This is a genomic window from Streptomyces sp. NPDC020490, from assembly GCF_044335305.1.
Classification (GTDB): Bacteria; Actinomycetota; Actinomycetes; order Streptomycetales; family Streptomycetaceae; genus Streptomyces.
Window position 1 is genome coordinate 1 of record NZ_JBIRUY010000024.1, and the last position, 23,316, is coordinate 23,316.

General features: G+C 70.6%; 22 protein-coding genes and 1 rRNA gene. 11 read left to right on the plus strand and 12 right to left on the minus strand.

Annotated elements, in window-relative coordinates; genetic code table 11:
* Window positions 1–88: ribosomal RNA gene (gene rrf, locus ACH4ZX_RS23875) — 5S ribosomal RNA — on the plus strand; the annotation flags it as partial.
* Window positions 89–156: 68 nt separating this feature from the next.
* On the plus strand, window positions 157–699 hold the full coding sequence (locus ACH4ZX_RS23880; protein ID WP_398276166.1) for a GNAT family N-acetyltransferase: 543 nt from the start codon (window positions 157–159) through the stop codon (window positions 697–699).
* Between the two features lie 7 nt (window positions 700–706).
* Here the strand turns inward: ACH4ZX_RS23880 and ACH4ZX_RS23885 are convergent, their stop codons facing one another.
* From ACH4ZX_RS23885 to ACH4ZX_RS23915, 7 genes are all read right to left on the minus strand, one after another.
* A complete protein-coding gene (locus tag ACH4ZX_RS23885; RefSeq protein WP_398276506.1) occupies window positions 707–2,233 on the minus strand; it encodes a TraM recognition domain-containing protein in 1,527 nt (508 codons plus the stop codon).
* A 12-nt stretch (window positions 2,234–2,245) separates the two neighbouring features.
* Window positions 2,246–3,661, minus strand: a complete 1,416-nt coding sequence (locus ACH4ZX_RS23890) for an ATP-binding protein (RefSeq protein ID WP_398276169.1) — start codon at window positions 3,659–3,661, stop codon at window positions 2,246–2,248.
* 12 nt (window positions 3,662–3,673) lie between these two features.
* Entirely contained in the window at window positions 3,674–5,233 is a 1,560-nt protein-coding gene (locus ACH4ZX_RS23895) for an SCO6880 family protein (RefSeq protein WP_398276172.1), read from the minus strand.
* The gene (locus tag ACH4ZX_RS23900) at window positions 5,230–6,567 is read right to left on the minus strand and encodes a hypothetical protein (protein WP_398276175.1); all 1,338 of its coding nucleotides are present in this window, start codon (window positions 6,565–6,567) and stop codon (window positions 5,230–5,232) included. The genes ACH4ZX_RS23895 and ACH4ZX_RS23900 overlap by 4 nt, the downstream gene beginning before the upstream one ends.
* Entirely contained in the window at window positions 6,557–7,384 is an 828-nt protein-coding gene (locus tag ACH4ZX_RS23905; RefSeq protein ID WP_398276178.1) for a hypothetical protein, read from the minus strand. The genes ACH4ZX_RS23900 and ACH4ZX_RS23905 overlap by 11 nt, the downstream gene beginning before the upstream one ends.
* A 203-nt stretch (window positions 7,385–7,587) precedes the next feature.
* Window positions 7,588–7,896: a hypothetical protein gene (locus ACH4ZX_RS23910; RefSeq protein WP_014673544.1), complete on the minus strand. Its 309-nt coding sequence runs from the start codon at window positions 7,894–7,896 to the stop codon at window positions 7,588–7,590.
* A 330-nt stretch (window positions 7,897–8,226) separates the two neighbouring features.
* Entirely contained in the window at window positions 8,227–9,537 is a 1,311-nt protein-coding gene (locus tag ACH4ZX_RS23915; protein ID WP_398276181.1) for a peptidase S8, read from the minus strand.
* Between the two features lie 551 nt (window positions 9,538–10,088).
* On the opposite strand from ACH4ZX_RS23915, the gene ACH4ZX_RS23920 reads away from it, so the two are divergent.
* The 3 genes from ACH4ZX_RS23920 (at window position 10,089) to ACH4ZX_RS23930 (ending at window position 12,962) form a co-directional block, all read left to right on the plus strand.
* Window positions 10,089–10,847 carry a trypsin-like serine peptidase gene (locus ACH4ZX_RS23920; protein ID WP_398276184.1) on the plus strand — a complete coding sequence of 253 codons (759 nt, stop codon included), beginning with the start codon at window positions 10,089–10,091 and terminating at the stop codon, window positions 10,845–10,847.
* Between the two features lie 270 nt (window positions 10,848–11,117).
* Entirely contained in the window at window positions 11,118–12,062 is a 945-nt protein-coding gene (locus ACH4ZX_RS23925) for an NlpC/P60 family protein (RefSeq protein WP_398276509.1), read from the plus strand.
* 192 nt (window positions 12,063–12,254) lie between these two features.
* Window positions 12,255–12,962 carry a phosphatase PAP2 family protein gene (locus ACH4ZX_RS23930; protein ID WP_398276187.1) on the plus strand — a complete coding sequence of 236 codons (708 nt, stop codon included), beginning with the start codon at window positions 12,255–12,257 and terminating at the stop codon, window positions 12,960–12,962.
* 241 nt (window positions 12,963–13,203) lie between these two features.
* On the opposite strand, the gene ACH4ZX_RS23935 is transcribed toward ACH4ZX_RS23930, so the two are convergent.
* Window positions 13,204–14,766, minus strand: a complete 1,563-nt coding sequence (locus ACH4ZX_RS23935) for an FAD-binding oxidoreductase (protein WP_398276190.1) — start codon at window positions 14,764–14,766, stop codon at window positions 13,204–13,206.
* A 425-nt stretch (window positions 14,767–15,191) separates the two neighbouring features.
* Between ACH4ZX_RS23935 and pstS the strand changes: the two genes are divergently transcribed.
* From pstS to pstB, 4 genes are all read left to right on the plus strand, one after another.
* Window positions 15,192–16,322 carry a phosphate ABC transporter substrate-binding protein PstS gene (pstS, locus tag ACH4ZX_RS23940; RefSeq protein WP_360753776.1) on the plus strand — a complete coding sequence of 377 codons (1,131 nt, stop codon included), beginning with the start codon at window positions 15,192–15,194 and terminating at the stop codon, window positions 16,320–16,322.
* A 130-nt stretch (window positions 16,323–16,452) separates the two neighbouring features.
* Window positions 16,453–17,460, plus strand: a complete 1,008-nt coding sequence (gene pstC / locus ACH4ZX_RS23945) for a phosphate ABC transporter permease subunit PstC (RefSeq protein WP_398276193.1) — start codon at window positions 16,453–16,455, stop codon at window positions 17,458–17,460.
* Window positions 17,457–18,518 (plus strand): phosphate ABC transporter permease PstA, encoded by a 1,062-nt coding sequence (gene pstA, locus ACH4ZX_RS23950; protein WP_398276196.1) that lies wholly within the window; start codon window positions 17,457–17,459, stop codon window positions 18,516–18,518. Before pstC ends, pstA begins: the two co-directional genes overlap by 4 nt.
* Window positions 18,519–18,561: 43 nt before the next feature.
* Window positions 18,562–19,338, plus strand: a complete 777-nt coding sequence (gene pstB, locus ACH4ZX_RS23955; protein WP_398276199.1) for a phosphate ABC transporter ATP-binding protein PstB — start codon at window positions 18,562–18,564, stop codon at window positions 19,336–19,338.
* Between the two features lie 153 nt (window positions 19,339–19,491).
* Here the strand turns inward: pstB and ACH4ZX_RS23960 are convergent, their stop codons facing one another.
* Both ACH4ZX_RS23960 and ACH4ZX_RS23965 read right to left on the minus strand, forming a co-directional pair.
* The gene (locus tag ACH4ZX_RS23960) at window positions 19,492–20,490 is read right to left on the minus strand and encodes an anion permease (RefSeq protein WP_398276202.1); all 999 of its coding nucleotides are present in this window, start codon (window positions 20,488–20,490) and stop codon (window positions 19,492–19,494) included.
* A gap of 7 nt (window positions 20,491–20,497) precedes the next feature.
* The gene (locus ACH4ZX_RS23965; protein WP_324784452.1) at window positions 20,498–21,118 is read right to left on the minus strand and encodes a DUF47 family protein; all 621 of its coding nucleotides are present in this window, start codon (window positions 21,116–21,118) and stop codon (window positions 20,498–20,500) included.
* A 191-nt stretch (window positions 21,119–21,309) separates the two neighbouring features.
* Between ACH4ZX_RS23965 and ACH4ZX_RS23970 the strand changes: the two genes are divergently transcribed.
* Complete coding sequence (locus ACH4ZX_RS23970) at window positions 21,310–21,648, plus strand: metal-sensitive transcriptional regulator (RefSeq protein WP_360753762.1); 339 nt, start codon at window positions 21,310–21,312, stop codon at window positions 21,646–21,648.
* Between the two features lie 21 nt (window positions 21,649–21,669).
* Here the strand turns inward: ACH4ZX_RS23970 and ACH4ZX_RS23975 are convergent, their stop codons facing one another.
* Entirely contained in the window at window positions 21,670–21,852 is a 183-nt protein-coding gene (locus tag ACH4ZX_RS23975) for a hypothetical protein (RefSeq protein WP_324784450.1), read from the minus strand.
* A gap of 94 nt (window positions 21,853–21,946) precedes the next feature.
* Window positions 21,947–22,789 carry a hypothetical protein gene (locus ACH4ZX_RS23980; protein ID WP_398276207.1) on the minus strand — a complete coding sequence of 281 codons (843 nt, stop codon included), beginning with the start codon at window positions 22,787–22,789 and terminating at the stop codon, window positions 21,947–21,949.
* A gap of 120 nt (window positions 22,790–22,909) precedes the next feature.
* Between ACH4ZX_RS23980 and ACH4ZX_RS23985 the strand changes: the two genes are divergently transcribed.
* Complete coding sequence (locus tag ACH4ZX_RS23985) at window positions 22,910–23,065, plus strand: hypothetical protein (protein ID WP_398276210.1); 156 nt, start codon at window positions 22,910–22,912, stop codon at window positions 23,063–23,065.
* The last annotated feature ends 251 nt before the right edge of the window (window positions 23,066–23,316 follow it).

Here is a 23,316-nt window from a genome sequence, read left to right on the forward strand (position 1 = left end):
CGGTTACATTCCGAACCCGGAAGCTAAGCCTTACAGCGCCGATGGTACTGCAGGGGGGACCCTGTGGGAGAGTAGGACGCCGCCGAACAATTCTTGAAAAAGGCCCACGCCAAATATGGCGTGGGCCTTTTTGCGTTCCTGGTTACAGTGATCCGTATGAACTGTCTGATCCGCTCCATACGGTCCGACGAGTGGCCGGAGGCCAAGGCGCTGCGGCTGACCGCGCTCCAGGACCCGGTCGCGCACCTGGCCTTCCTGGAGACGTACGAGGAAGCTCTGGCCAGGCCGGACTCCTACTGGCAGGAGCGGGCCGCCGGCGCCGCACACGACGCGACCGGGGCGCAGCAGATCATCGCCCAGGGGCCGGACGGCGACTGGGTCGGCACGCTGACGGTGCTGGTCGAGGAGCCGGGCACGACGGACTGGGCCGGGTTCCCCGTGGAGCGGAGGCAGGGACACATCGTCGGGGTGTACGTGCTGCCGGAATACCGGGGGATCGGGCTGACCGAGGTGCTGTTCGAGGACGCGCTGGAGTGGGCGTGGCACGCCGGCGTCGAACGGGTGCGGCTGATCGTGCACGAGGACAACACACGAGCCCAGCGGTTCTACGGCAAGGTCGGGTTCAAGCCGAGCGGGCGGGTCGTGCCGCTGGGGAAGGCGCCCGGCGAGTCGGAGTTCGAGTTCGTCCTGGAGCGCTAGCGAAGGGTCACACCGGGAGTTCGTCGTGCGGCCAGCGGCTGCGGCCCTGTTCGCGGGAGCGGAGCAGGGCCAGGGTGGGCAGGCCGGCGTCGGCTCCGGTGGACAGGAGGTCCGGGAGCTGGGGAAGCGGGGCCACCGCGGCGACGTCGTCGAGGACGAGCGTCAGTGGTGGGTCGAGGCGACCGGAGGATGACCGTTCGGCCATGCGCCGGCCGCCCTCGACCACGCTGGAGACGAGGGCCGTCAGGAGCGGCATCGCGCCTGGGTTGGTCCTGGGGTCCTCGACGGATTCCCCCACGACATAGAGCGTGCCCCCTTCGTGGACGAAGGAATCCAAGGCGAGGGCATCCGCTCGGTTGGGAGTGCACGCCTCGCGGATGTTGACGGTGAAGAGGGACGACAGGGCACGGCTGGTCAGTTCCTGGGCCATGTCGCGTCGTTCGGGGTGCGCGGTGAGCGCCGCCTCGAGTTCGCCGGCGGAGCCGGGGGCCGCCTTCGGGTTCGTGCGGAGGATGCGGACCGCGTCCTGGATCTGGGTGCCCTGGGACCAGCGGTGGACGTGGCGGATGGTGCGGCCGTCGACGGCGGCGGCGTGGACGTAGCTGCGCAGAAGGGTCTCCGCGGTGGCCGCCACGGCCTGGTCGAGCTTGGCCGTGGGACGGACCGGGGCCAGCATCGCCGCCGCCCGTGCCGCGGCCGTCTGCTTGTCCTCGCAGCCCGCCGTGGGGGACCAGTGGAGGCGGGCCGGGGTGTCGCAGCGGTGGGCGGGGTCGTAGAGGTGGACAGGGCCCAGTTTGGCGCGGGCGTCCTTGGTGTCCGACCAGACCGCGGGGTTGGAGGTGACCACGAGGGCGGGGCCCTCCGCGTCGCGTACCGCCTGCGCCGCGGTCGCCCGGCGGGCCTCCCTCGTCGCCACGACGGCCCTGTCCCATCCGCCGGTGCCTTCGCCGCCGAACAGGGGCGTGGCGGGCAGCGGCGTGGCGGGCACGGTCGCGGGGGTCGCCGGGTGGAGGAGTTCAGCGGGGGCCGGGGCCGGGGCCGTACGGGGTGTGGGGACCTCGTGGCGCGGCGGCTGGGTGCCGTCGTACGGCCCCGTGGGCTCCTCCTGGGCCTCCGGGGGCCGCTGGGCGGCCGTCGTGGCCCTCCCGGGCGCCGCCGTGCGCTGTGCGCGCCGCTTCAGGCGGCCGGCCCGCCAGCGGGCCAGCGTGCCCATCGTGAACACGGTCAGCACGAACAGCACCATCAACTGGCCGATGAACAGGCCCCAGAAGAGCCCGTACCCGGAGAGTTGCCCGACCGGGGTGTCCGGCCAGGCGCCGGGCATGTCGTGCGGCGCACCGATGAGGTGACGCATGGCGAGGGGGGTGCGGGTGAAGCGGACGCCGTCCGGCCAGGCGCCGTTCGCCAGCAGACCGGCGAGCCCGGTGGCGGTCCACACCAGCAGGGTCATGCCGAGGAGGAAGGCGAGCAGGCCGATCAGCAGTCCGTCCGGGATGCCTCCCTGACCGTCCCGCCGGCCCTCTTCGGGTCTCACCACTGCCTCTCCTCACGCCACCGTGGACTCGGACGAGCCGTCGAGGTGATGTTCCACGAAGGCCGCCGCCCGCTCCTCCGCCTCCAGTTCGACGGCGTGCAGGGCGTCGTCCGCCAGGTGGTCGCTCGACGACTCGGTCATCGCGCGGTCGGTGAACACCAGCGGGCGTTCGGTCTCGGTGATCAGGTGTTTGACGACCTGGACGTTGCCGTTGACGTCCCACACGGCGATGCCTGGGGTGAGGGTGGGGATGATCTCCACCGCCCAGCGGGGCAGGCCGAGCACCCGGCCGGTCGCCCGTGCCTCGTCCGCCTTCTGCGCGTAGATCGTCCTGGTCGACGCCATCTTCAGGATCGCGGCCGCTTCCTTCGCGGCCGCTCCGTCGACGACGTCGGACAGGTGGTGGACGACCGCCACGAAGGACAGGCCCAGGCGGCGGCCGAACTTCAGCAGCCGCTGGAACAGCTGTGCCACGAAGGGGCTGTTGATGATGTGCCAGGCCTCCTCGACCAGGAAGATGCGCTTCTTCCGGTCGGGGCGGATCCAGGTGTGCTCCAGCCACACGCCGACGATCGCCATGAGGATCGGCATGGCGATGGAGTTGCGGTCGATGTGGGACAGGTCGAAGACGATCAGCGGGGCGTCGAGGTCGATGCCGACCGTCGTCGGCCCGTCGAACATGCCCCGCAGGTCGCCGTCGACGAGGCGGTCGAGGACCAGCGCCACGTCCAGGCCCCATGCCCGTACGTCGTCTATGTCGACGTTCATCGCCTCGGCGGACTCCGGTTCGGGGTGCCGCAGCTGCTCGACGATGTCCGTCAGGACGGGCTGGCGGTCGGTGATCGACTCGTTGACGTAGGCGTGCGCGACCTTCAGCGCGAAGCCGGAGCGCTCGTCGAGGCCGTGGCCCATCGCGACCTCGATGATGGTGCGCAGCAGCGCCAGCTGCCCGGTCGTCGTGATCGCCGGGTCCAGGGGGTTGAGCCGGATGCCCATGTCCAGGGCGGCCGTCGGGTCGAGCCGGATGGGGGTTATCCCCAGCTCCTCGGCGATGAGGTTCCACTCGCCGACCCCGTCCTCGCCCTGGGCGTCGAGGACGACGACCTGGCGGTCGCGGAACCGCAGCTGGCGCAGGACGTAGGTCTTCTCCAGCGCCGACTTGCCGTTGCCGGACTCGCCGAGGACGAGCCAGTGCGGGGCCGGGAGCTGCTGGCCGTACAGCTGGAAGGGGTCGTAGATGTAGCCCTTGCCGGAGTACACCTCGCGGCCGATGATCACGCCGGAGTCGCCGAGGCCGGGCGCGGCGGTCGGCAGGTAGACCGCCTGGGCCTGGCCCGTGGAGGTGCGTACCGGCAGGCGGGTCGTCTCGACCTTCCCGAAGAGGAAGGCCGTGAAGGCGTCGGTGAGGACGGACAGCGGATCCCGCATCTTCAGCAGCCCCTACCTTCGAATGCCGGTGGCGAACGGGAGCGTGTTCACGAAGGCGCGGTGGTGCTCGCGGTCGCACCACTCCAGCTTCAGGTACGACTTTCCGGCCGAGGCCCGGATGGTCCGCTTGTCGCGGGCCAGGGCCTCGGGGGAGCGGGAGGAGACGGTGATGTAGCCGACGAGGTTGACGCCGGCCGCGCCGCTGGCGAGGTCCTCGCCGCGCTGGTCCAGGCGGGTGTGGGCGGCCACGTCGCGCGGGTCCACGGTCCGGTTCATCTTGGCGGCACGGGACGCCTCGGCCTCGTCGTTGGTCTTCTCGGTCAGCATGCGTTCGATGGCCACCTCGGTGGGCTCGAGATCCATCGTGACGGCGACCGTCCGGATGACGTCCGGGGTGTGCACCAGCAGCGGCGCGAGGAAGTTGACGCCGACCGGGGTCATGGGCCACTCCTTCACCCAGGCGGTGGCGTGGCACCAGGGGGCGCGGGTGGAGGACTCGCGGGTCTTGGCCTGGAGGTAGGTGGGCTCCATGGCGTCCAGCTCGGCCGGCCAGGCGTTGCGCTTGGTCATCGCCTGGATGTGGTCGATCGGGTGGTCCGGGTCGTACATGGAGTGGATCAGGGAGGCCAGGCGGCTCTGGCCGAGCGGCTGGCGCACCCGGATGTCGGCCTCCTGCAGGCGCGAGCAGATGTCGGTGAGCTCGCGGGCCATGACGATGGCCAGTCCGGCGTCCCGGTCGAGCTTGCGTCCGCCGTGCGGCCGTGCCGCCCGCGCCATCGCCTGCGCCTCGGCGGCGAGTTCGCGGGTGTAGTGCATGCAGGCGACCAGGTAGGCGCGGTGCTGCTCGCTGCTGGTCGACACCATCGACTGCAGCTGGTCGTACGACTGCTGCAACCAGGCCGGCGCCCTGTCGTCGCCGCGCACGGCGACGTCCTTGGCGTGGGCGTCGGGGTCGGCGGGGAGGGTGCGGGCGAGCATCTGCAGGCGGGTGACGAAGCCGTCGCCGTTGGCGACGTGCTTGAGGAGGGTGCCGAAGCGGTCGACGAGGGCTTCCTGGTCCTCGGAGTCGCGCAGGCCGACGCCCGGGCCCTCGATCTCGATGGCCGCGGTGACCGTGCGGCGGTCGGCGTGCAGGAGCACGGCGATCTCGTCGGGGCCGAAGGGGGCGGCCAGCCAGCTGATGCGGCCGATGCCGGGCGGCGGGCCGATCTCGACCTCGCGGCCGTCGATGCGGGTGCCGGCCTCCACGGCGCCGGAGCGGTAGGTGGTGCCCTGCCGCAGGGTCCGCTTGTAACTGCGGTTGATCTCGAACCACTTGTAGAACGTGCGGTGCTTGTACGGCACGTAGACCGCGGCCAGCGCGAGCAGCGGGAAGCCCGTCAGCAGCACGATGCGCAGGGGCAGGACCGGGACGAGGAGCCCGCACATCATGCCGAGGAAAGCGCCGACGATGATCAGCGCGATCTCGCCCGACTCGCGGTTGCGGCCGACGATCGCGTTCGGCCGGGCGCGGCCGATGAGATACGTACGGCGGGGCGTGACCGGATGGGACAGGTGGGACTCGGTCGTCAACGCCCTTCACCTCCCGTGCGGTTGGTACTGCTGTTGCGGGTGCTGCTGGCGTGCGGGGTGTTCACCGCGCTGCTGCTGGAGCGGGGCGCGGGTGCGGCGGAGGGGACAGATCCGCCGCCACCGGTCGGGGTGCGGGAGCTGTGCGCGGCGACTCCGCCGCTGGCCGGGTTGGCCGGGCGTGCGCCGCCGGAGGCGGACTGGCCGCCGCCTCCGCCGTCGTTGGCGCGGGTGCTGTGCGTCTTGATGCCCTGGGCGACGAGCGTCGCCGGGGAGCTGATGACCGCGGCGGCCTTGCCCTCGGCGCCCTGCATGATGCGGTTGTTGCGGGAGCCGGCGATCTCGTCCCCGAAGCCCGGGACGAAGCGGTAGATCATCGCGCTGGCGAAGATGGCCAGCAGGATGATCGCGAGGCCGGAGACGACGGCGGAGAAGGAGTCGGGGCCGTCGTCGGTGGACAGCGCGCCGGCCAGCCCCAGCACTATCACGATGACCGGCTTGACCAGGATGACGGCGATCATGATGCCCGCCCAGCGGCGGACGTGGCCCCACAGGTTCTTGTCGACCAGGCCGGCGTAGACGACGGTGCCGAGGAGGGCGCCGACGTAGAGGAGGGCGGCCCGGATGACCAGCTCCAGCCACAGGACGCCCGCGGCGAGGATGCTGACCAGTGACACGACGATCAGCATGATCGGGCCGCCGCCGATGTCGTCGCCCTTGTCCAGGGCGCCGGAGAACGTGCCGAAGAACGTGTCGGTCTGATCACCGGTGGTCTTCGCCAGCACGTCGGTGACGCCGTCGGTCGCGGAGACGACGGTGTAGAGGATCAGCGGTGTGAACGCCGACGCCAGCACGGTCAGCCAGAGGAAGCCGATCGCCTCCGAGATGGCGGTGGTGAGCGGCACGCCGCGGACCGCCCGCTTGGCCACGGCCAACAGCCACAGCAGCAGCGTCAGGATCGTCGACGCGGCGAAGACGACGGCGTACTGCTGCAGGAACTTGGCGTTGGTGAAGTCGACGTTCGCGGTGTCCTTCACGGCCCCGCTGAGCTTGTCGATGGTCCAGGAGGCGGCGTCGGCACAGCCCTTGCCGAGGGAGGAGAGGGGGTCGAGGGTGGAGGTGAGGCTGGGGGTGGTGGTGCCGGTGGAGCCTTTGTCGCCGCTGCCTCGTTCGCAGTACTTCTTGGCGGGGCCGATCAGCAGGTCGCAGGGATCGTTGCTCTGGGTCGGCTTAGGAGTGGGCGCAGCGACAGCCCGGGTAGCCAGCAGGACAGCACTGGCCTGTACAACGGCCACCACCCCTGAGATCTTGAGTACGCGACGCGGGTTACCGGGCATATGTGAACCCTCCGTACTCCTCGATGGCCTTGCTGATCTCGTCCGAACTGGCGGCCCTGTCGTCGCCGGGGACCGGTGCTGGGCCGTCTTTCTGCGTGTCCGTGGCGATCTTCCAGTCGCCGTCGACCCATTGCAGGTCGAAGGTCCACGTCTTCCATGTGGAACTCACCGGGTCGGTCGATGATTGGCCCGACATGCCGATGAGGCCCATGTACCAGACCGCGACTTGGGCATCGCTGTCGCTGTAGCGCGTGACCTTGGTTCCCACGGGGATGGTGCGGGAGACGAACGTGCTGCCTTTCGGGGCGTTGCCGTCCGCGTCGAGGCCCAGCTTGCTGAGGAAGTCCGTGGAATATGCCGAGTCCATGGCGGTCAGCAGCTTGGACGCTGCGGCGGAGGTGTAGATGGTGTCCACGATGGTGTGCCGGCTGTCTTTCGTGAACATGCCGGTTGATCCCAGTGCCACCGCGTAGTTCGCCGCCGCGCTCTGGGCGCCCTGTTGGTCGTGGGCGAAGCCTGTGGGGATGTCCGAGGTCTTGGACTGGACCGGCTTCGTGCCGGTGGCTGCCGTTGCCGCCGCCTCCGGCTTGTCCTCGGCTCCGCCGTCCGATGAGGAATCGTCGCCTCCACGGTTCGCGAAGGCGATCGCGGCGATCAGCAGGACCACCACCCCGACCACCGTGACCAGGCTCCGTGACGACCGGCCGCCGCGCCGGGCGCCCCCGTACACGTCGCCGCCGCCTCCGGGCAGCCGGGTACGGGTCTGGCCCGTGCCGCCGTAACCGCCGGAGGCCTCGTGCTCGTCTCCGAGACTCATGCCGCGTACGCCCCCTCGACGTCGTGCGCGAAGTCGTGCAGAAACACGTCGGAGTACGACGGTAGCCGTGCTGGTTGCCGCGCGGGCGCGGTGTGGTGACTCGACATCAGGGAGACGCAACCTCAGCCGGTGGGCACGACGGGTGGGTGGGGGTGCAGGTGGACCGGGCGTGCCCGGACGGGACCGGAGGAACGGGCGGGCCGTCAGACGGCCATGCCGTACACGATGGTGAACAGCGTGCCGAGCGAGCCGATGATGAAGACGCCTGTCAGGCCCGCGATGATGAGGCCCTTGCCCTGTTCCGCGCTGAAGGTGTCGCGCAGGGCGGTGGCGCCGATGCGCTGCTTGGCGGCGCCCCATACGGCGATCCCGAGGCAGAGCAGGATGGCGACCGCCATGACCACCTCGATCATCACCTTGGCCTCGTTGCCCAGGCTGCCGAAGGGGCCCCAGTCCGGAGCGATCCCGCCGATGATGGTGTTGATGTCTCCCTTGTCGGCCGCAAAGAGCATGTAAGTCACCGCCCCTGGTGGGTAGTTCCGCAGTCCCCTGCGGGTGTGCAGAGGTCAGGCCCATTGTCGCTGACAATGTCGCCGCCGCATGTCGACTTGGCGTCATTGCTTTGCGGGTTTCGTACGAAAAGCATGGTCCGGTCACTCTGTGTATCACGACCGGTCACGCCGGGCAATGAGGCCTGGGCGGAACCTTCGTGTGGTTCCGTCGTTGACCTTCCTTATGGCCAGGTGGGGTTTCTGACGGCTGGTCGGGTGAGATGTCCGGAACGATGGTCTCACGCGAAAGGGGCCCCGGCGTTGTGCCGGGGCCCCTTCGTACGGGGGCGGTCAGCCGGTGAAGGCGGACACGCCCTCGGGGGTGCCCCAGCCGGTCGGGCCGTCGTACCCCGACCGGGCCGTGCACAGGTAGGCGGTGGAGCAGCTGCCGTTGTTGCCGCTGGTGACGTCGTTCAGCGCGGAGGTGCCGGCCTTGGCGTAGGGGAAGGAAGCCGGGTAGCTGCTGCTGGACGGCGTTCCGGCCAGGGCGTAGACGCCGGCGATGATGGGCGCCGAGGCGCTCGTGCCGCCGAAGGTGTACCAGCCGGCGGTGATGCCGTAGGAGTCGTAGACCGAGACGCCGGTGGCCGGGTCGGCGACCGCCGCCACGTCCGAGATCGTGCGCCTGGTGCAGCCGGTGTCGGTCTGCCAGCTGGGCTTGGCGTCGTAGGAGGAGCAGCCGGAGCCGGTCCCCTCGGAGCTGGACGTCTTCCAGACCGTCTCCGTCCAGCCGCGGCTGGAGGACGACGTGGACAGGGCGGTGCCGCCGACGGAGGTCACGTACTTCGAGGCGGCCGGGTATTCGGCGCCGTAGCCGCTGTCGCCGGCGCTGACGGTGATGGCGACGCCGGGGTGGTTGAAGTAGGCGGAGTCGTAGGAGCTGTCGGAGGAGGACTCCGAGCCGCCGTAGCTGTTGGAGACGTACTTCGCGCCGAGGGTGACCGCGCGGTTCACGGCGGTGCCCAGGTTGGCCATGGTGGCGGAGGTGGCCTCGACGAGCAGGATGTTGCAGTTCGGGCAGACGGCGGACGCCATGTCGAGGTCGAGGGAGATCTCCTCGGCCCAGCCGGAGTCCGCGGAGGGCAGGGAGGTCGTCGAGCCGGTCTGGCTGACCTTCTTGAAGCAGCCGTTGGCGGTGGTGCAGGCGGACAGGCCGTAGTAGGACCGGTACTTCGCGAGGTCGGCCTCGGCGTTCGGGTCGTCGTAGGCGTCGACGATGGCGATGGTCTCGCCGGAGCCGTTGGAGGCGGCGGCGGAGGTCAGGCCGTAGGCGGACTGCAGGTCGCTCGGGCCGTAGCCGGACGGGGTGGAGGCGTCGGCGGCCTTGGGGGTGAGGCCGGTCCGCTTCGCCTGCTGCTTCTGGTAGGCCGTCAGGCCGCCGGTGACGCGGAAGGAGTCGCAGGCCAGTTCGCCCTGGTGCCGGGGGGTGGAACAGGGCGTCGCGGTCCAGGTCGCCTTCGACGGGGTGGCCGTCGGGGCTGCGTCGGCCTGGGCGGCGGCGCCGAAGCCGGTGAGCAGCAGGGCGGCCGTGGCCACCGCGGCCGTGCTCAGACGGCGCCAACCGCTGTGCGCGGGCCTTCTGTTGGGGGGAGTGGAACGCATCGTGCAGCCTCCTGGTGTTCCGGGTCGGAGTGAACAGGGGCGGTGCGGGTGCGAGGCCGTCGGTACGGGGTCCCCGACGGCGGGCGGCGGCCCGCCGAGAACCCTGACTTGTTGAGTACGCGACAACAAGACCGGTTGTGGAATCCTGACGTCCGCATTACTGAAGGAGTCGCGGGCTTACCCGGCGATGACGGGGTGATGGCGGCTCGATGGCCGCGGCTTGACCGGACGCACAGGTGGCCCACAGGGGGTCCGCGGGGCGGAGGCGGCGTGGATCGTCATGGGGGCGGGGGGAGGAGGCGGGGGTGCGGTCATGTGGAGGAGGGGCTGCCGGGACCGCGGGAGGGCGGCTTCCGTCAGGGGTCGGTGCCCGCGGCCTCCAGGGATGGGAAGCCCCTGTGAGCCGGGTGCCGGCCGGGTGGCCCGGCGTGAGGAGAGGCGGGCGAGGGCGGGCGCCGGTACCGTGGAGGGGGCGCCGGGTGTCCCGGCGACGCCGTTCGTGCAGGTGGTTTCGGACAGCCGGTGAGATGGAGGGACGAGAGGCAGCCGCCATGACCGTGTCGCCGGAGCGTAAGCGCGCCTCCCGTACGGCCGGCCCCGTGTGCCTGGCCGTCATGCTGCTCGTGCCGGCTCTCACCTCCGCCTCCCTCGCCGCCGCCGACGACGGCCCCGGGCCCCTCGGCGTCACCGCGGTGGTGCCCGCCACGGCGAGCAGCGCGCGGGTCGGGGCCCTGTTCGGCGCCGACGGGCACTTCTGCACCGCCTCCGTCGTGCGCAGCCCGCACCGCGACCTCATAGTCACCGCCGCGCACTGTCTGGGCGGGGGCGGCGACCTGACCTTCGTGCCCGGCTACCGGGACGGCGCGGCCCCCTACGGGGTCTGGCGCATACGCGAGCGGTTCGTGCCCGAGGGGTGGAGCGAACGGAGTGACGAGGACAGCGACGTCGGCTTCGCCGTCCTGGAGGACCAGGGGGGCCGGGGCGTCGAGGACGTCGTCGGCGGGAACCGGTTCACCACCGGGACGGCGACCGGGGCCACCCCTGTGACCGTCACCGGTTATCCCAACGCCCGCGAGGTCCCCGTCGGCTGCACCCAGCGGCCTACCCCGTACGGCAGCACCCAGCAGCGCATCGAGTGCCCCGACCTCACCGGCGGCACCAGCGGCAGCCCGTGGGTGGACGGCGACGACCGGGTCGTCGGCGTCCTCGGCGGCCACGAGCGGGGCGGGTCGACCGCCGACGTCTCCTACAGCGCGGTGCTCGGCACGGAGGCCGCCGAGCTGTACCGGGAGGCGTCCGGAGGGCTTTGAGGGTCTTACGGGGGCCTTTCAGAGCCATCCAGAGCCCTCCCGAGCCCCTGCCCCTCCCGAGCCCCTCCATAGGCCCCTCCAGAGTTCTCCCGAGCCCTCAGGGGGCCATCGTCGGCCCGCGGTTTCTCCTTCCCCGTGATCACCCCGGATCGCCGGACCCGCCCCTACACTGACGTGGGCGACGGACTCCCGGACGGTGAGGGGCGGTTGACGGTGCGTAAGGCATGGATCGTGGCGACCGTTGCGGTCGGCTCCGCGCTGTCCTTCGTGATGCTGCTCGTCGTCGGGGTGTACGTCGTCGCCGGCAACCTGACGGGCGGCGTCGGCGGCGGCACCAAGGCCCTCGCCAAGGGGGCCGTGCCCGCGGCCTACCGGGACATCGTGCAGAAGTGGGGCAACCTGTGCCCCGCCATCAACCCCGCCCTGCTCGCCGCCCAGCTCTACCAGGAGAGCGGCTTCAACCCCAACGCCAGGAGCGCCGCCGCGGCGGAGGGGATAGCGCAGTTCATCCCCGGGACCTGGGCCACGCACGGCATCGACGGCAACGGCGACGGCAAGCGGGACGTGTGGGACCCGGAGGACGCGATCCCGTCGGCGGCGTCGTACGACTGCAAACTCGCCTCGTACGTGAAGGACGTACCCGGGAACCTGACCGAAAACATGCTGGCCTCGTACAACGCCGGCGCCTACGCGGTGATCAAGTACGGGGGCGTGCCGCCGTACGCGGAGACCCGGAACTACGTCAAGACCATCACGACGCTCGAGGAGAGCTTCGCCGCGCCCGTCAGCCGGGTCGATCCGTCCGAGCAGGCGGCCGGGGCCATCGCCTTCGCGCAGAAGAAGCTCGGCACGCCCTACCTGTGGGGCGGCGAGGGAACTGCCGCCGACGGCGGGCGTTTTGACTGCTCGGGGCTGACGCAGGCGGCGTACGCGAGCGTCGGCGTCACCCTGCCGCGGGTCGCCAACGACCAGTACAACGCCGGGCCGCACCCCGCGCGTGACGAACTGCTGCCGGGGGACCTGGTGTTCTTCTCGGACGACCTCACCGACTCCCGCGCCATCCGGCACGTGGGAATCTATGTGGGCGGCGGATATATGATCGACGCCCCGCGCACGGGCGCGGTGATCCGGTTCGATCCCATCGACACCCCGGACTACTTCGGGGCCACCCGGGTCACCGAGGATGGCGCGAAAGCGCTGCCCACCACGGTGTGAACCGAGCGTGAACCCACCCCCTGAGCTGCGGCGATGAGTCTCTCTTCGATAACGTCTGCGTGATCATTCGGTGGAGGGTGGAACGTATCGACGGGGGCCGTGCGTTCCTGTTGGCGTAGCCGGACCACGGGGGTGGCAGGAGCGGCGTGCGCAAGGGCGCGCCGGGAGAGACGACGAAGGGGCCGCAGCACCATGGCTGGACTCGCCGAATCCGGGTCGAACCCCGACGTCGAGCTGCTCTACGACATCAACGGGCTGGCCAAGGACGCCCCGCACTGGTTCGACCGCCTCATGGAGTACGTCGGGGAGTACGGGCTGCTGCTCGCCATGGTGCTCCTGGTGCTGTGGTGCTGGTGGTCGGTGCGCCGGCGGGGCGCCGAGGACGCGGCGTCGTCCGTGGCCGCACTGGTGTGGGCGCCGCTGGCGGCCGGGATCGCGGTCCTGGTGAACGTGCCGATAAGGGGCTTCGTCGAGCGGCCCCGGCCCTTCCTGCAGCACCAGGGGCTGGACGTCCTGGTCTCCGGCAAGACCGACTACTCCTTCGTCAGCGACCACGCGACGATCACCATGGCCATGGGCGTCGGACTCTTCGTCGCCAACCGGAAGTTCGGGCTCGTCGGGATAGGGCTGGCGCTGCTGGAAGGGTTCTGCCGGGTCTACATGGGCGTGCACTACCCGACGGACGTCGTGGGCGGGTTCGCGCTCGGCACGGCGGTGGCCCTGCTGCTGCTGCCGCTGGCGATGGCCCTGCTGACGCCGTTGATGAAGGCGGTGGAGCGGTCGCCGCGCGCCGGGCTGCTGATCCGGGCCCGGGGCGGCTCCCGCATGGGCCGGGACGCGGTGCTCGCCGGGACCCGCGAGGGAGCCGTGGGCTCCGAGGAACGGGACCTGGCCGCGTAGCGACCGGTACGGCCTCCGCGATCCTCCACGGCCTCCGCGATCCTCCACGGCCGGCACGACCGCCACGGCCGGCACGACCTCCACGGCCGGCACGACCTCCACGGCCGGCACGACCTCCACGGCCGGCACGACCTCCACGGCCGGCACGACCGCCGCGGCCGGCACGACCGGCACGGCCGTCTGCGGGCGGGCCCGTGTAGCGCTGCCGACAGGCGGGCCCCCGCAGCGCCGGCCCAGTTGACTACAGCGCCTGCGGGTAGGTGAAGAAGCGGTTCGGGTCGTACTGCTTCTTCAGCTGGGTCAGGCGCGTGACCGCGTCCCCGTAGTACGCCTGGCGCCAGTTCGTCAGCGCCGGGTCGGTGTAGTTCTGGTACGCCGCTCCGGACGCGTACGGCTTCATCGCGTCGTGGGCCGACGCCAGCCAGGCACGCGCCGTCGTGCCCGAGCCGCTCGCCGGCCAGGACGCGATGTACTGGGCCAGCATCCGGGAGCGGCGGTGGACGAAGGCGGTCGCCGTGGGCGAGACGCGGTTGACCGCGCCGCCCAGTGCCGTCAGGGCGATGCTGCCGGAACCGCCGCGCACCGAGGTCAGCTGCGCGAGCAGGGTGCGCACGCCCGCGGAGGAGAGCGAGCGGTCGAAGAAGTCGGAACGCGCCGCGTACGTCTCCCTCTTCAGCGCGCCCCGCGGGTCGCGGCCCGGCGTCGGGCCGGGCAGGTGGCACTGGGCCTGGGTGGAGAAGGAGGAGCAGCCGGCGTACAGCTCCATGGACTCCTCGTAGCCCCGGCGGTGCAGGGAGACACCCGACGCCGGGCCGCCCACCCGGTCGGCGAGGCGGTCCACCGCGTTCTGCAGTTCGCCGTAGGTGCCGAGGGAGAAGGCGGCGACGGAGACGGCCGGGGTGCCGCCCGGGGAGTTCGCCAGGTGCAGGGAGGACCAGATCTCGTCCGGTTGGCCCGGGCCCCACTCCTGCCAGGCCGCGACCACCGCGGCCGCCTTCGCCCACGGCCAGGTCAGATAGCCCGTCACGGCCTGCGGGGCCGGGTGGGTGCGGAAGCGCAGCTCCGTCACCACGCCGAAGTTGCCGTTGCCCGCGCCGCGCAGGGCCCAGAAGAGGTCCTTGTTCTCCTGGGCGTCGGCGGTCAGCTGCCTGCCGTCCGCCGTGATCAGCGTGGCCCCGGTGAGGCTGTCGCAGGTCAGTCCGTAGGCGCGGGAGACCACGCCGTGGCCGCCGCCGAGCACCAGGCCGGAGACGCCCACGGTGGGGCACGACCCGGCGGGTATGGTCGCGCCCTTCGCGGCGAGCGCCCGGTAGACGTCGATCAGCTTGGCGCCGGCGCCGACGACCGCCTCGCCGCCGCTCGCCCGTACGCCGCTGAGCTTCGAGACGTCGACGATCAGCCTGCCGTTGCCGGAGGACCAGCCCGCGTAGGAGTGGCCGCCGTTGCGGATCGCGACGCGGACGCCGTGCGAGCGGGCGTACGCCAGTGTCGTGCGGATGTCGTCGGCGTGCGCGACGTAGGCCACCGCGGCGGGCTTCAGGCCGTCGAAGCGGGTGTTGTACAGCTGGTGCGCGGTGGTCCACCGCGCCTCTCCCGGCCGGACCAGCAGGCCGTCCAGGTCACGGGCGAGGGCCGACCAGCTCGCGGCGGTGGCCGGGGCGTGGCCGGCCGGCACCGGCAGGCCGGAGGAGGACGCCGAGACGGTGCGGGTCGAGGCGTCCGAGGGGCCGCCGCCGCTGCACCCGGCCGTCGCGACCGCCGCGAGCGCGGCCGCGCCGCCCGATATGAACGTACGCCGTTCCATGTAGCGCCTCCTGTCGGCTCTCCTGGAACGAGACGGCCCATCGGCTCCCCGGGTTCCAGCGGTCGGCGATCCGTTCGAGACGCGGTCGGCGATCCGTACGGGACGGGTCGGCGAGTCGGGTCGGTGATCCGTACGGGACGGGTCGGCGATCCGTACGAGACAGTCGCACGTGCGTGCGGGCGCGCGGTCCCCGGTCCGCCGTCACCGGAATCTGTGTGTGCCCTCCTCGTAAGCGTTCCGTGACCTAACCACACCGTCTGCAGGGGTTCACCTTGCGTTCATTTACGGCCATAGGCGCCTTCACCTGATCTGCCTAATTTCGGCCTTACGCGATGCGGGGCGTCCGTCGCAGGACGCGTCCGCATCACCCAGTCTTCGCACGCCGCCGGGTTCAGGTCGGCGGCTCCTGGAAGGAACTCCCTCAAGTGAAGCTTCAGCGCATGAACCGGCGGGCCCTCGCTCTCGGTGCTCTCGCCGTCTCCGGCGCCCTGGCCCTCACGGCGTGCGGCTCGGACGACACCGGTGGCGGCAAGGACGGCGGCAAGAGCGCCTCCTCGACCGCGGGCGCCTCCTCGATCAAGTGCGACGACGCCAAGGGGCAGCTGCTGTCCGACGGCTCCTCTGCGCAGAAGAACGCGATCGACGCCTGGGTGAAGAACTTCTCGCAGGCGTGTGGCGTGCAGATCAACTACAAGGCGGGCGGCTCCGGCGCCGGCGTCACCGCCTTCACGCAGGGTCAGATCGCCTGGGCCGGTTCCGACTCCGCGCTGAAGCCCGAAGAGGTCGCCGCCTCCAAGAAGGTCTGCTCCGGCGGCCAGGGCATCGACCTGCCGATGGTCGGCGGCCCGATCGCGGTCGGCTACAACCTGTCCGGCGTGGACAACCTGGTGCTGGACGCCCCGACCCTCGCCAAGATCTTCGACAGCAAGATCACCAAGTGGAACGACGCGGCGATCAAGAAGCTGAACCCCGACGCGAAGCTTCCCGACCTCAAGATCCAGGCGTTCCACCGCTCGGACGAGTCCGGCACCACGGACAACTTCACCAAGTACCTGATCGCCGCCGCTCCGGACAACTGGAAGTACGAGGGCGGCAAGGCCTGGCAGGCCAAGGGCGGCCAGTCCGCCGCGCAGTCCTCCGGCGTGGCCCAGCAGGTCAAGCAGACCAACGGCGCCATCGGCTACTTCGAGCTGTCCTACGTCGGTGACGGCGTCAAGGCCGTCAGCATCGACACCGGCGCCAGCGCCCCGGTCGCGCCCAGCAGCGACAGCGCCACCAAGGCGATCGCGGACGCCAAGGTCGTCGGCACCGGCAAGGACCTCTCGCTGCAGCTGAACTACGCGACCAAGGCCGAGGGCGCCTACCCGATCACCCTGGTCACCTACGAGATCGTCTGCGACAAGGGCACCAAGGCCGACGCTCTGCCGAACGTCAAGTCCTTCCTGCGCTACATCGCCTCCGAGGACGGCCAGGGCATGCTGACCGACCTCAAGTACGCCCCCATCCCCGCCGACATCATCACCAAGGTCCGCACCACCATCGAGGGCCTGAGCTGATCCGAGTGCGGTCCGGCCCGGTCACCCGGGCCGGACCGCACCGTCCGGTGCACCGCCGCCAGGAGCCGCACACCGAGTACGGCTCCGCAGAGCCGCACATCGCGTGCGGGTCCGCAGACCGGAGAACCCGATGGACATAACCACACAGAACACCCAGGCTCCTCCTTCCGTATCCCCGCCGGCCGACGCTGAGCACAAGCGCGCGGCCCGCGGCGCCACCCGGCCCGGCGACCGGATCTTCCTCGGTCTGTCCCGTGGGTCGGGCATCCTGCTGCTGGTGATCATGGCCGCGATCGCGGTCTTCCTCACCTACCGGGCCACCCTCGCGATCAGCAAGGACGAGGGCAACTTCCTCACCACCTTCGAGTGGAACACCAACCTGATCCCGCCGAAGTTCGGCATCGCCGTGCTGGCGTTCGGCACGGTGGTCTCCTCGGTCATCGCGATGGCGCTCGCCGTGCCGATCGCGGTCGCCATCGCGCTGTTCCTCACGCACTACGCCCCGCGCCGGCTGCGCGGCCCGATCGCCTATGTGATCGACCTGCTCGCCGCCGTGCCGTCCATCGTCTACGGCCTGTGGGGCGCGCTGATCCTCGTCCCGCACATGAACGGCCTCTTCGGCTGGCTGAACGACTTCTTCGGCTGGACCGGGATCTTCTCCTGGGACGGCGGTGCCCCCCGCTCGATGCTCACCGTGGGCATCCTGCTCGCGATCATGATCCTGCCGATCATCACCAACGTGAGCCGCGAGGTCTTCCGCCAGGTCCCGCAGATGCACGAGGAGGCGGCCCTCGCCCTCGGCGCCACGCGCTGGGAGGTGGTCCGCATGGCCGTGCTGCCGTTCGGCCGCTCCGGTGTGATCTCCGCCTCGATGCTCGGCCTCGGCCGCGCGCTCGGCGAGACGATGGCCGTCGCCACCGTGCTCTCCCCGGACTTCCTGATCCACGGCAGCCTGCTCAACCCGGGCGGCGGCACCTTCGCCCAGAACATCGCCTCCAAGTTCGGTGAGGCGACGGAGCAGGGCCGGGACGCGCTCATCGCCTCCGGTCTGGTCCTGTTCGTCATCACCCTGCTGGTCAACGGCGCGGCCCGCATGATCATCGCCCGCCGCAAGGAGTACTCGGGGGCCAACGCATGAGCCACGCCGCCATCGCCGACAAGCGCCCCAGCACCCTGCGCGGCGCCCACCTGCCGAAGTGGTTCCCGTGGGCGGTCGCCGCCGGGTCGGCCGCCGTCGGCATCGGCATCAGCGCCGCCGCCGGACTGCACAGCAGCATCCAGTGGGCCCTGATCGCCGCGATCCTCTTCGTCCTCGGCACGTACGGCATCGCCGCCCGCGTCGAGGGCCGCCGCCAGGCCAAGGACCGCATCGCGACCGCCCTGGTCTGGGTGGCCTTCCTGCTCGCCGTGATACCGCTGGTCTCCCTGGTGTGGACGACCCTCTCCCGCGGTGTGAAGGTCCTCGACGTCTACTTCCTGACCCACTCCATGGGCGTCGTCACCGACGCCGAGCCCGGCGGCGGCATCTACCACGCCATCGTCGGCAGCCTGGAGCAGGTCGGCCTCGCCACCCTGATGGCCGCGCCGATCGGCATCCTCACCGCGATCTACCTGGTCGAGTACGGGCGCGGCAACCTCGCCCGCGCCGTCACCTTCTTCGTCGACGTGATGACCGGCATCCCGTCGATCGTCGCCGGTCTGTTCATCCTCAGCCTCATGCTGATCTTCGACATGCAGCCGTTCGGCTTCGCCGGCTCGCTGGCGCTGGCCATCCTGATGATGCCGGTGGTCGTGCGCTCCACCGAGGAGATGCTCAAGCTCGTCCCGAACGAGCTGCGCGAGGCGTCCCTCGCGCTCGGCATCCCGAAGTGGCGCACCATCCTGAAGGTGGTCCTGCCGACCTCGATCGGCGGCATCACGACCGGCGTCATGCTGGCGATCGCCCGTATCGCGGGCGAGACCGCGCCGGTGCTGCTGCTGGTGTGGGGCAACTCGTTCATCAACACGAACCCCTTCGAGGGCGCGCAGCAGGCGCTGCCGCTCTACATCTACCAGCAGTACGCCAACAGCTCGGGTTCGACGGCGGCGTACGACAGGGCGTGGGCGGCCTCGCTCACGCTGATCGCCTTCGTGATGATCCTCAACCTGGTGGCCCGCGGCATCGCCCGCTGGAAGGCCCCGAAGACCGGTCGCTGACGCGGCCAACCGGCGACTGAAGACTGATGGAAGTGAAGTAGTCATGGCCAAACGAATCGACGTGAGCGGGCTCACCGCCTACTACGGCTCCCACAAGGCGATCGAGGACATCTCGATGACGGTCGAACCGCGTTCGGTGACGGCCTTCATCGGCCCCTCCGGCTGCGGCAAGTCGACGTTCCTGCGCACCCTCAACCGGATGCACGAGGTCACCGCCGGCGGCCGCGTCGAGGGCAAGGTGATGCTGGACGACGAGGACCTGTACGGCGCCGGCGTCGACCCGGTGTCGGTGCGCCGCGAGATCGGCATGGTGTTCCAGCGCCCGAACCCGTTCCCCACGATGTCGATCTTCGACAACGTGGCCGCGGGCCTGCGCCTGAACGGCAGCCACAAGAAGAGCGAGCTGAACGACGTCGTCGAGAAGTCGCTCAAGGGCGCCAACCTCTGGAACGAGGTCAAGGACCGCCTCAACAAGCCCGGGTCGGGCCTGTCCGGCGGTCAGCAGCAGCGGCTGTGCATCGCCCGCGCGATCGCGGTCGAGCCGAAGGTGCTGCTGATGGACGAGCCCTGCTCGGCCCTCGACCCGATCTCCACCCTCGCCATCGAGGACCTGATCGGCGAGCTGAAGGAGCGCTTCACGATCGTCATCGTGACGCACAACATGCAGCAGGCGGCGCGGGTCTCGGACCGTACGGCCTTCTTCAACCTCTCGGCCGTCGGCCAGCCCGGCCGGCTCATCGAGATCGACGACACCGAGCGCATCTTCTCCAACCCGTCCGTCCAGGCGACCGAGGACTACATCTCCGGCCGCTTCGGCTAGACCGGCCCGGGAGGCCGCCACCGAGGCCGCCACCGAGACGCCTCGCGGTGCTGCATGGCGGTGCCACCGTGAGGACGATGAAGGGCCCGCCCCCGGCAGGGGGCGGGCCCGCGTCGTAGGTGCGGTGCCGGCCTAAGAGGGCGACGGTGCCGGTCACAGGACGGCGAGGTCGATGAGTGCGAAGGCGCCCGCCGCCACCAGCGCGGCCGCCGGCATGGTGATGAACCAGCCCATGACGATGTTCTTGGCGACGCCCCAGCGCACGGCGTTCACCCGCTTCGTCGCGCCGACGCCCATGATGGCCGAGGTGATCACGTGGGTCGTCGAGATCGGGGCCTTGAACAGGAACGCGGTGGTGAACATGATCGACGCGCCGGTGGTCTCCGCGGCGAAGCCCTGCGGCGGGTCCAGTTCGATGATCTTCCGGCCCAGGGTGCGCATGATGCGCCAGCCGCCCGCGTAGGTGCCCAGGGACAGCATCAGGGCGCAGACGATCTTCACCCACACCGGGATCGGGTCGCCGAACGTCTCGTGGCCGGAAATGACCAGTGCCATCACCACGACGCCCATGGTCTTCTGCGCGTCCTGCAGACCGTGACCGAGCGCCATGCCGGCCGCCGAGACGGTCTGCGCTATGCGGAAGCCGCGCTTGGCCTTGTGCGGGTTGGTCCGGCGGAAGATCCACATGATCGTCGTCATGACCAGGTAGCCGACGACCAGGCCGACCACCGGGGACAGGAACATCGGGATGACGACCTTGTCCAGGACGCCGTTCCAGTGCACGGTCGTGCTGCCCGCGAGCGCCGCGCCCACCATGCCGCCGAACAGCGCGTGGGACGAGGAGGAGGGCAGGCCGAAGTACCAGGTGATCAGGTTCCAGGTGATCGCGCCGACGAGCGCGGCGAACAGGATGCCCATCCCCTTGGAGCCTTCGGGCGTCGCGATCAGCCCCTCGCTGACGGTCTTGGCGACCCCGCTGCCGAGGAAGGCGCCGGCCAGGTTCATCACCGCGGCCATGGCGAGGGCGGCCCGCGGGGTCAGCGCCCGCGTCGACACGGACGTCGCGATCGCGTTCGCCGAGTCGTGGAAGCCGTTGGTGTACGTGAAGAAGAGCGCGACCGCGATGGTCACGACCAGGGCGAGGGTGTCCATGAGGGGCTCAGGACTCCTTGACGGCGATGGTCTCCACCGTGTTCGCCACGTGCTCGAACGCGTCGGCGGCCTCTTCCAGCACGTCGACGATCTGCTTGAGCTTCAGCACCTCGATGGCCTCGTACTTGCCGTTGAAGAGGTGGGCCAGCAGCTTGCGGTGAATCTGGTCGGCCTGGTTCTCGAGGCGGTTGACCTCGATCCAGTACTCGGTCAGGTTGTCCATCGTGCGCAGGTTCGGCATGGCCTCGGCGGTGAGCTCCGCCGCCCGCGCCAGCACCTCGATCTGCTGCTCGACGCCCTTCGGCAGTTCCTCGATGTTGTAGAGGACGACCAGGTCGACGGCCTCCTCCATGAAGTCCATGATGTCGTCGAGGGAGGAGGCGAGGGAGTAGATGTCCTCGCGGTCGAAGGGCGTGATGAAGGAGGAGTTCAACTGGTGGAAGATCGCGTGGGTGGCGTCGTCACCGGCGTGTTCCGCGGCCCGCATACGCTCTGCGATCTCGGCCCGGGCGGAGGTGTCCGCCCCGAGCAGTTCCATCAGGAGCTTCGAGCCCGTGACGATGTTGTCCGCGGAAGCGGCGAACATGTCGTAGAAGCTCGTCTCCCTGGGGGTCAGACGAAAGCGCACAAGGGGTCCTCGGGGTGCATCGGTTTCGGTCAGGCTGATGCTAAGTGCATCATCCGGCCACGACTACGGGCCGTCCCCAGTGTCGCCCATCGGACATAGTGATCAGCAAGGGGGCGGACCAAGACCCGCTTACCCGCGAAATTCGGTATCATATACCCGCCAGGGGTATATCCGTCGAACGGGAGGACGCGATGACGACCACTGAGGCCGGCGCGGCGGCGCCTTCCGGCGACGGCGGGCACCCGGTCACGCACGGTTACCACAAGCAGAAGGACGAGCACCTCAAGCGCCTGCGCCGCATCGAGGGGCAGATCCGCGGCCTGCAGCGGATGGTCGACGAGGACGTCTACTGCATCGACATACTGACCCAGGTCTCCGCCTCCACCAAGGCGTTGCAGTCCTTCGCCCTGCAACTGCTGGAGGAGCACCTGCGCCACTGCGTCGCGGACGCGGCCCTGCGGGGCGGTGACGAGATCGACGCGAAGGTGGAGGAGGCGACGAAGGCGATCACCCGGCTGCTGCGCACCTGAGCGGACCGGCCGGGACGCGCGTCACCCGCCGCAGGCGGCGTCGCGCTCCTCGGTGACCCGCAGCACCTCGTCGATGCTCTCCAGGCTGAGCCGGTCCTCGCCCGTGGCGGAGGCCGCGATGATCAGCTCGCCGCACAGCTCGATCTCGGCGAGGGCCACGTGGTCCTGAACCGCCCCACCGCCGACCGGAGCCACGTGCGTCACCTCTTCTCTGCCGTCACCGGCTTCCTAGAGTAGGGAGCGGCCTACACACCGCGCATGGCACGGACGGGCTAGTTCTCACGTCCCTCGCGCGCCCTCACGCGGGACCCCGCTCCTCGGCGATCTTGCCGGCGTAGATGTCCCGGGACTCCGGCAGACGCACCTCGGCCGGGGCCCCGAAGCCGTACAGCAGCGTCGTCGAGGACACCACGACGGTGCCCCGCCGCTGCGCGTTGACGAAGCTGAACCGGTGCCGGACCTTGCGGACGCGGCCCTCGTCGTCGAGGTAGACGTCGAACGGCACCTCGGCGGTGGCGAACCCCTTCGCGGCCGCCGCGAGCGCGGCGCGCACCCCGCGCGGGGCGCCCTTCGCCGCTGCGGCGAGGTCGGCGGTGCCCCGGTAGTGCCGCACCGCGATCCCGGCGACCTCGGTGCGGCCCAGGTACGCCGCCGTGCGCGTCCCGCGCAGCAGCGCCGCCGCGGCGTACGGGTCGGTGGCGCCGCCGGTCACCAGATTCCCGTCGGAGAGCGTCGCGGTGTCCACCCGTACCCATTTGTCGGCGGGCACGCCGGCGCCCCGGTTCTTCATGAACAGCGCGCCGGGCGCGAGGAGTTCGGTGATCGGCCGGTGCGGGGTGGCGCCGGCCGGGTCCGCCGGCAGCTGCAGCGTCAGCCGGCCGAGCCGCCTGCGGAAGTCGTACACGCCCTCGCCGCGGATGGTGACGCGGGTGCCGCCGGTGGCCATCTCCATCGACGTACGGGCCTTCGAACTGCCCGCGTCCACCAGGGTGTCGGCGGAGCGCCGCACGACTGCGGCCGGGTCGGCCGCGGCCGCGCCGTCCGCGGCGGCGCCGGTGCCCGCGCAGCCGCTCGCCCCCACGCACGCCCAGACCACGAGCCCGGCCGCCGCGACCGTCCGCCTGTGCTGCAGCTCCCCCATCGCCTGCCTACCCCCAGCCGGTGCGTGCGTCTCGGGCCTCCTGTCGTCCGGTTAACGACGAGTAGGGAAGCCCGTCACGCGTGCGGTGGCCGTTCACCTCGGCTGGGTAACGTTGTCGGTGTGGCGCAGCAGGAACATCGCACGACGACCGTCGACCAGGGCCGTTTCTGTGTCGCCCGGTGCAGCTGCGGCTGGCGCGGCCCGGCCCGCAGAGCCCGCAGCCTGGCCCGCACGGACGCCCAAGGGCACGCGGAGACGGCGGGCGACTCGTCCTAGCGAAGGCCGCAGCGGTGTCCAGGGGTTGGCGCCGCGGGGACCGGCGGAATCCGGCGGGCGCCTTTCGTCCGGTCCGCGAGACGTTTGGCCCGGCAGGGCGCCGCCGTTCTGTCTCCGTGCTCCGCGACGGGGCCTTCCGCCGGCCACCTGCCGCCGCCGAATCCCCGGGCGGAATTACTCGGGCATAACCCTCACCTTTTGATCACGGACTCTCGTATAGTGACGCCCGGTTAACCCCTGCCTACAGTTTC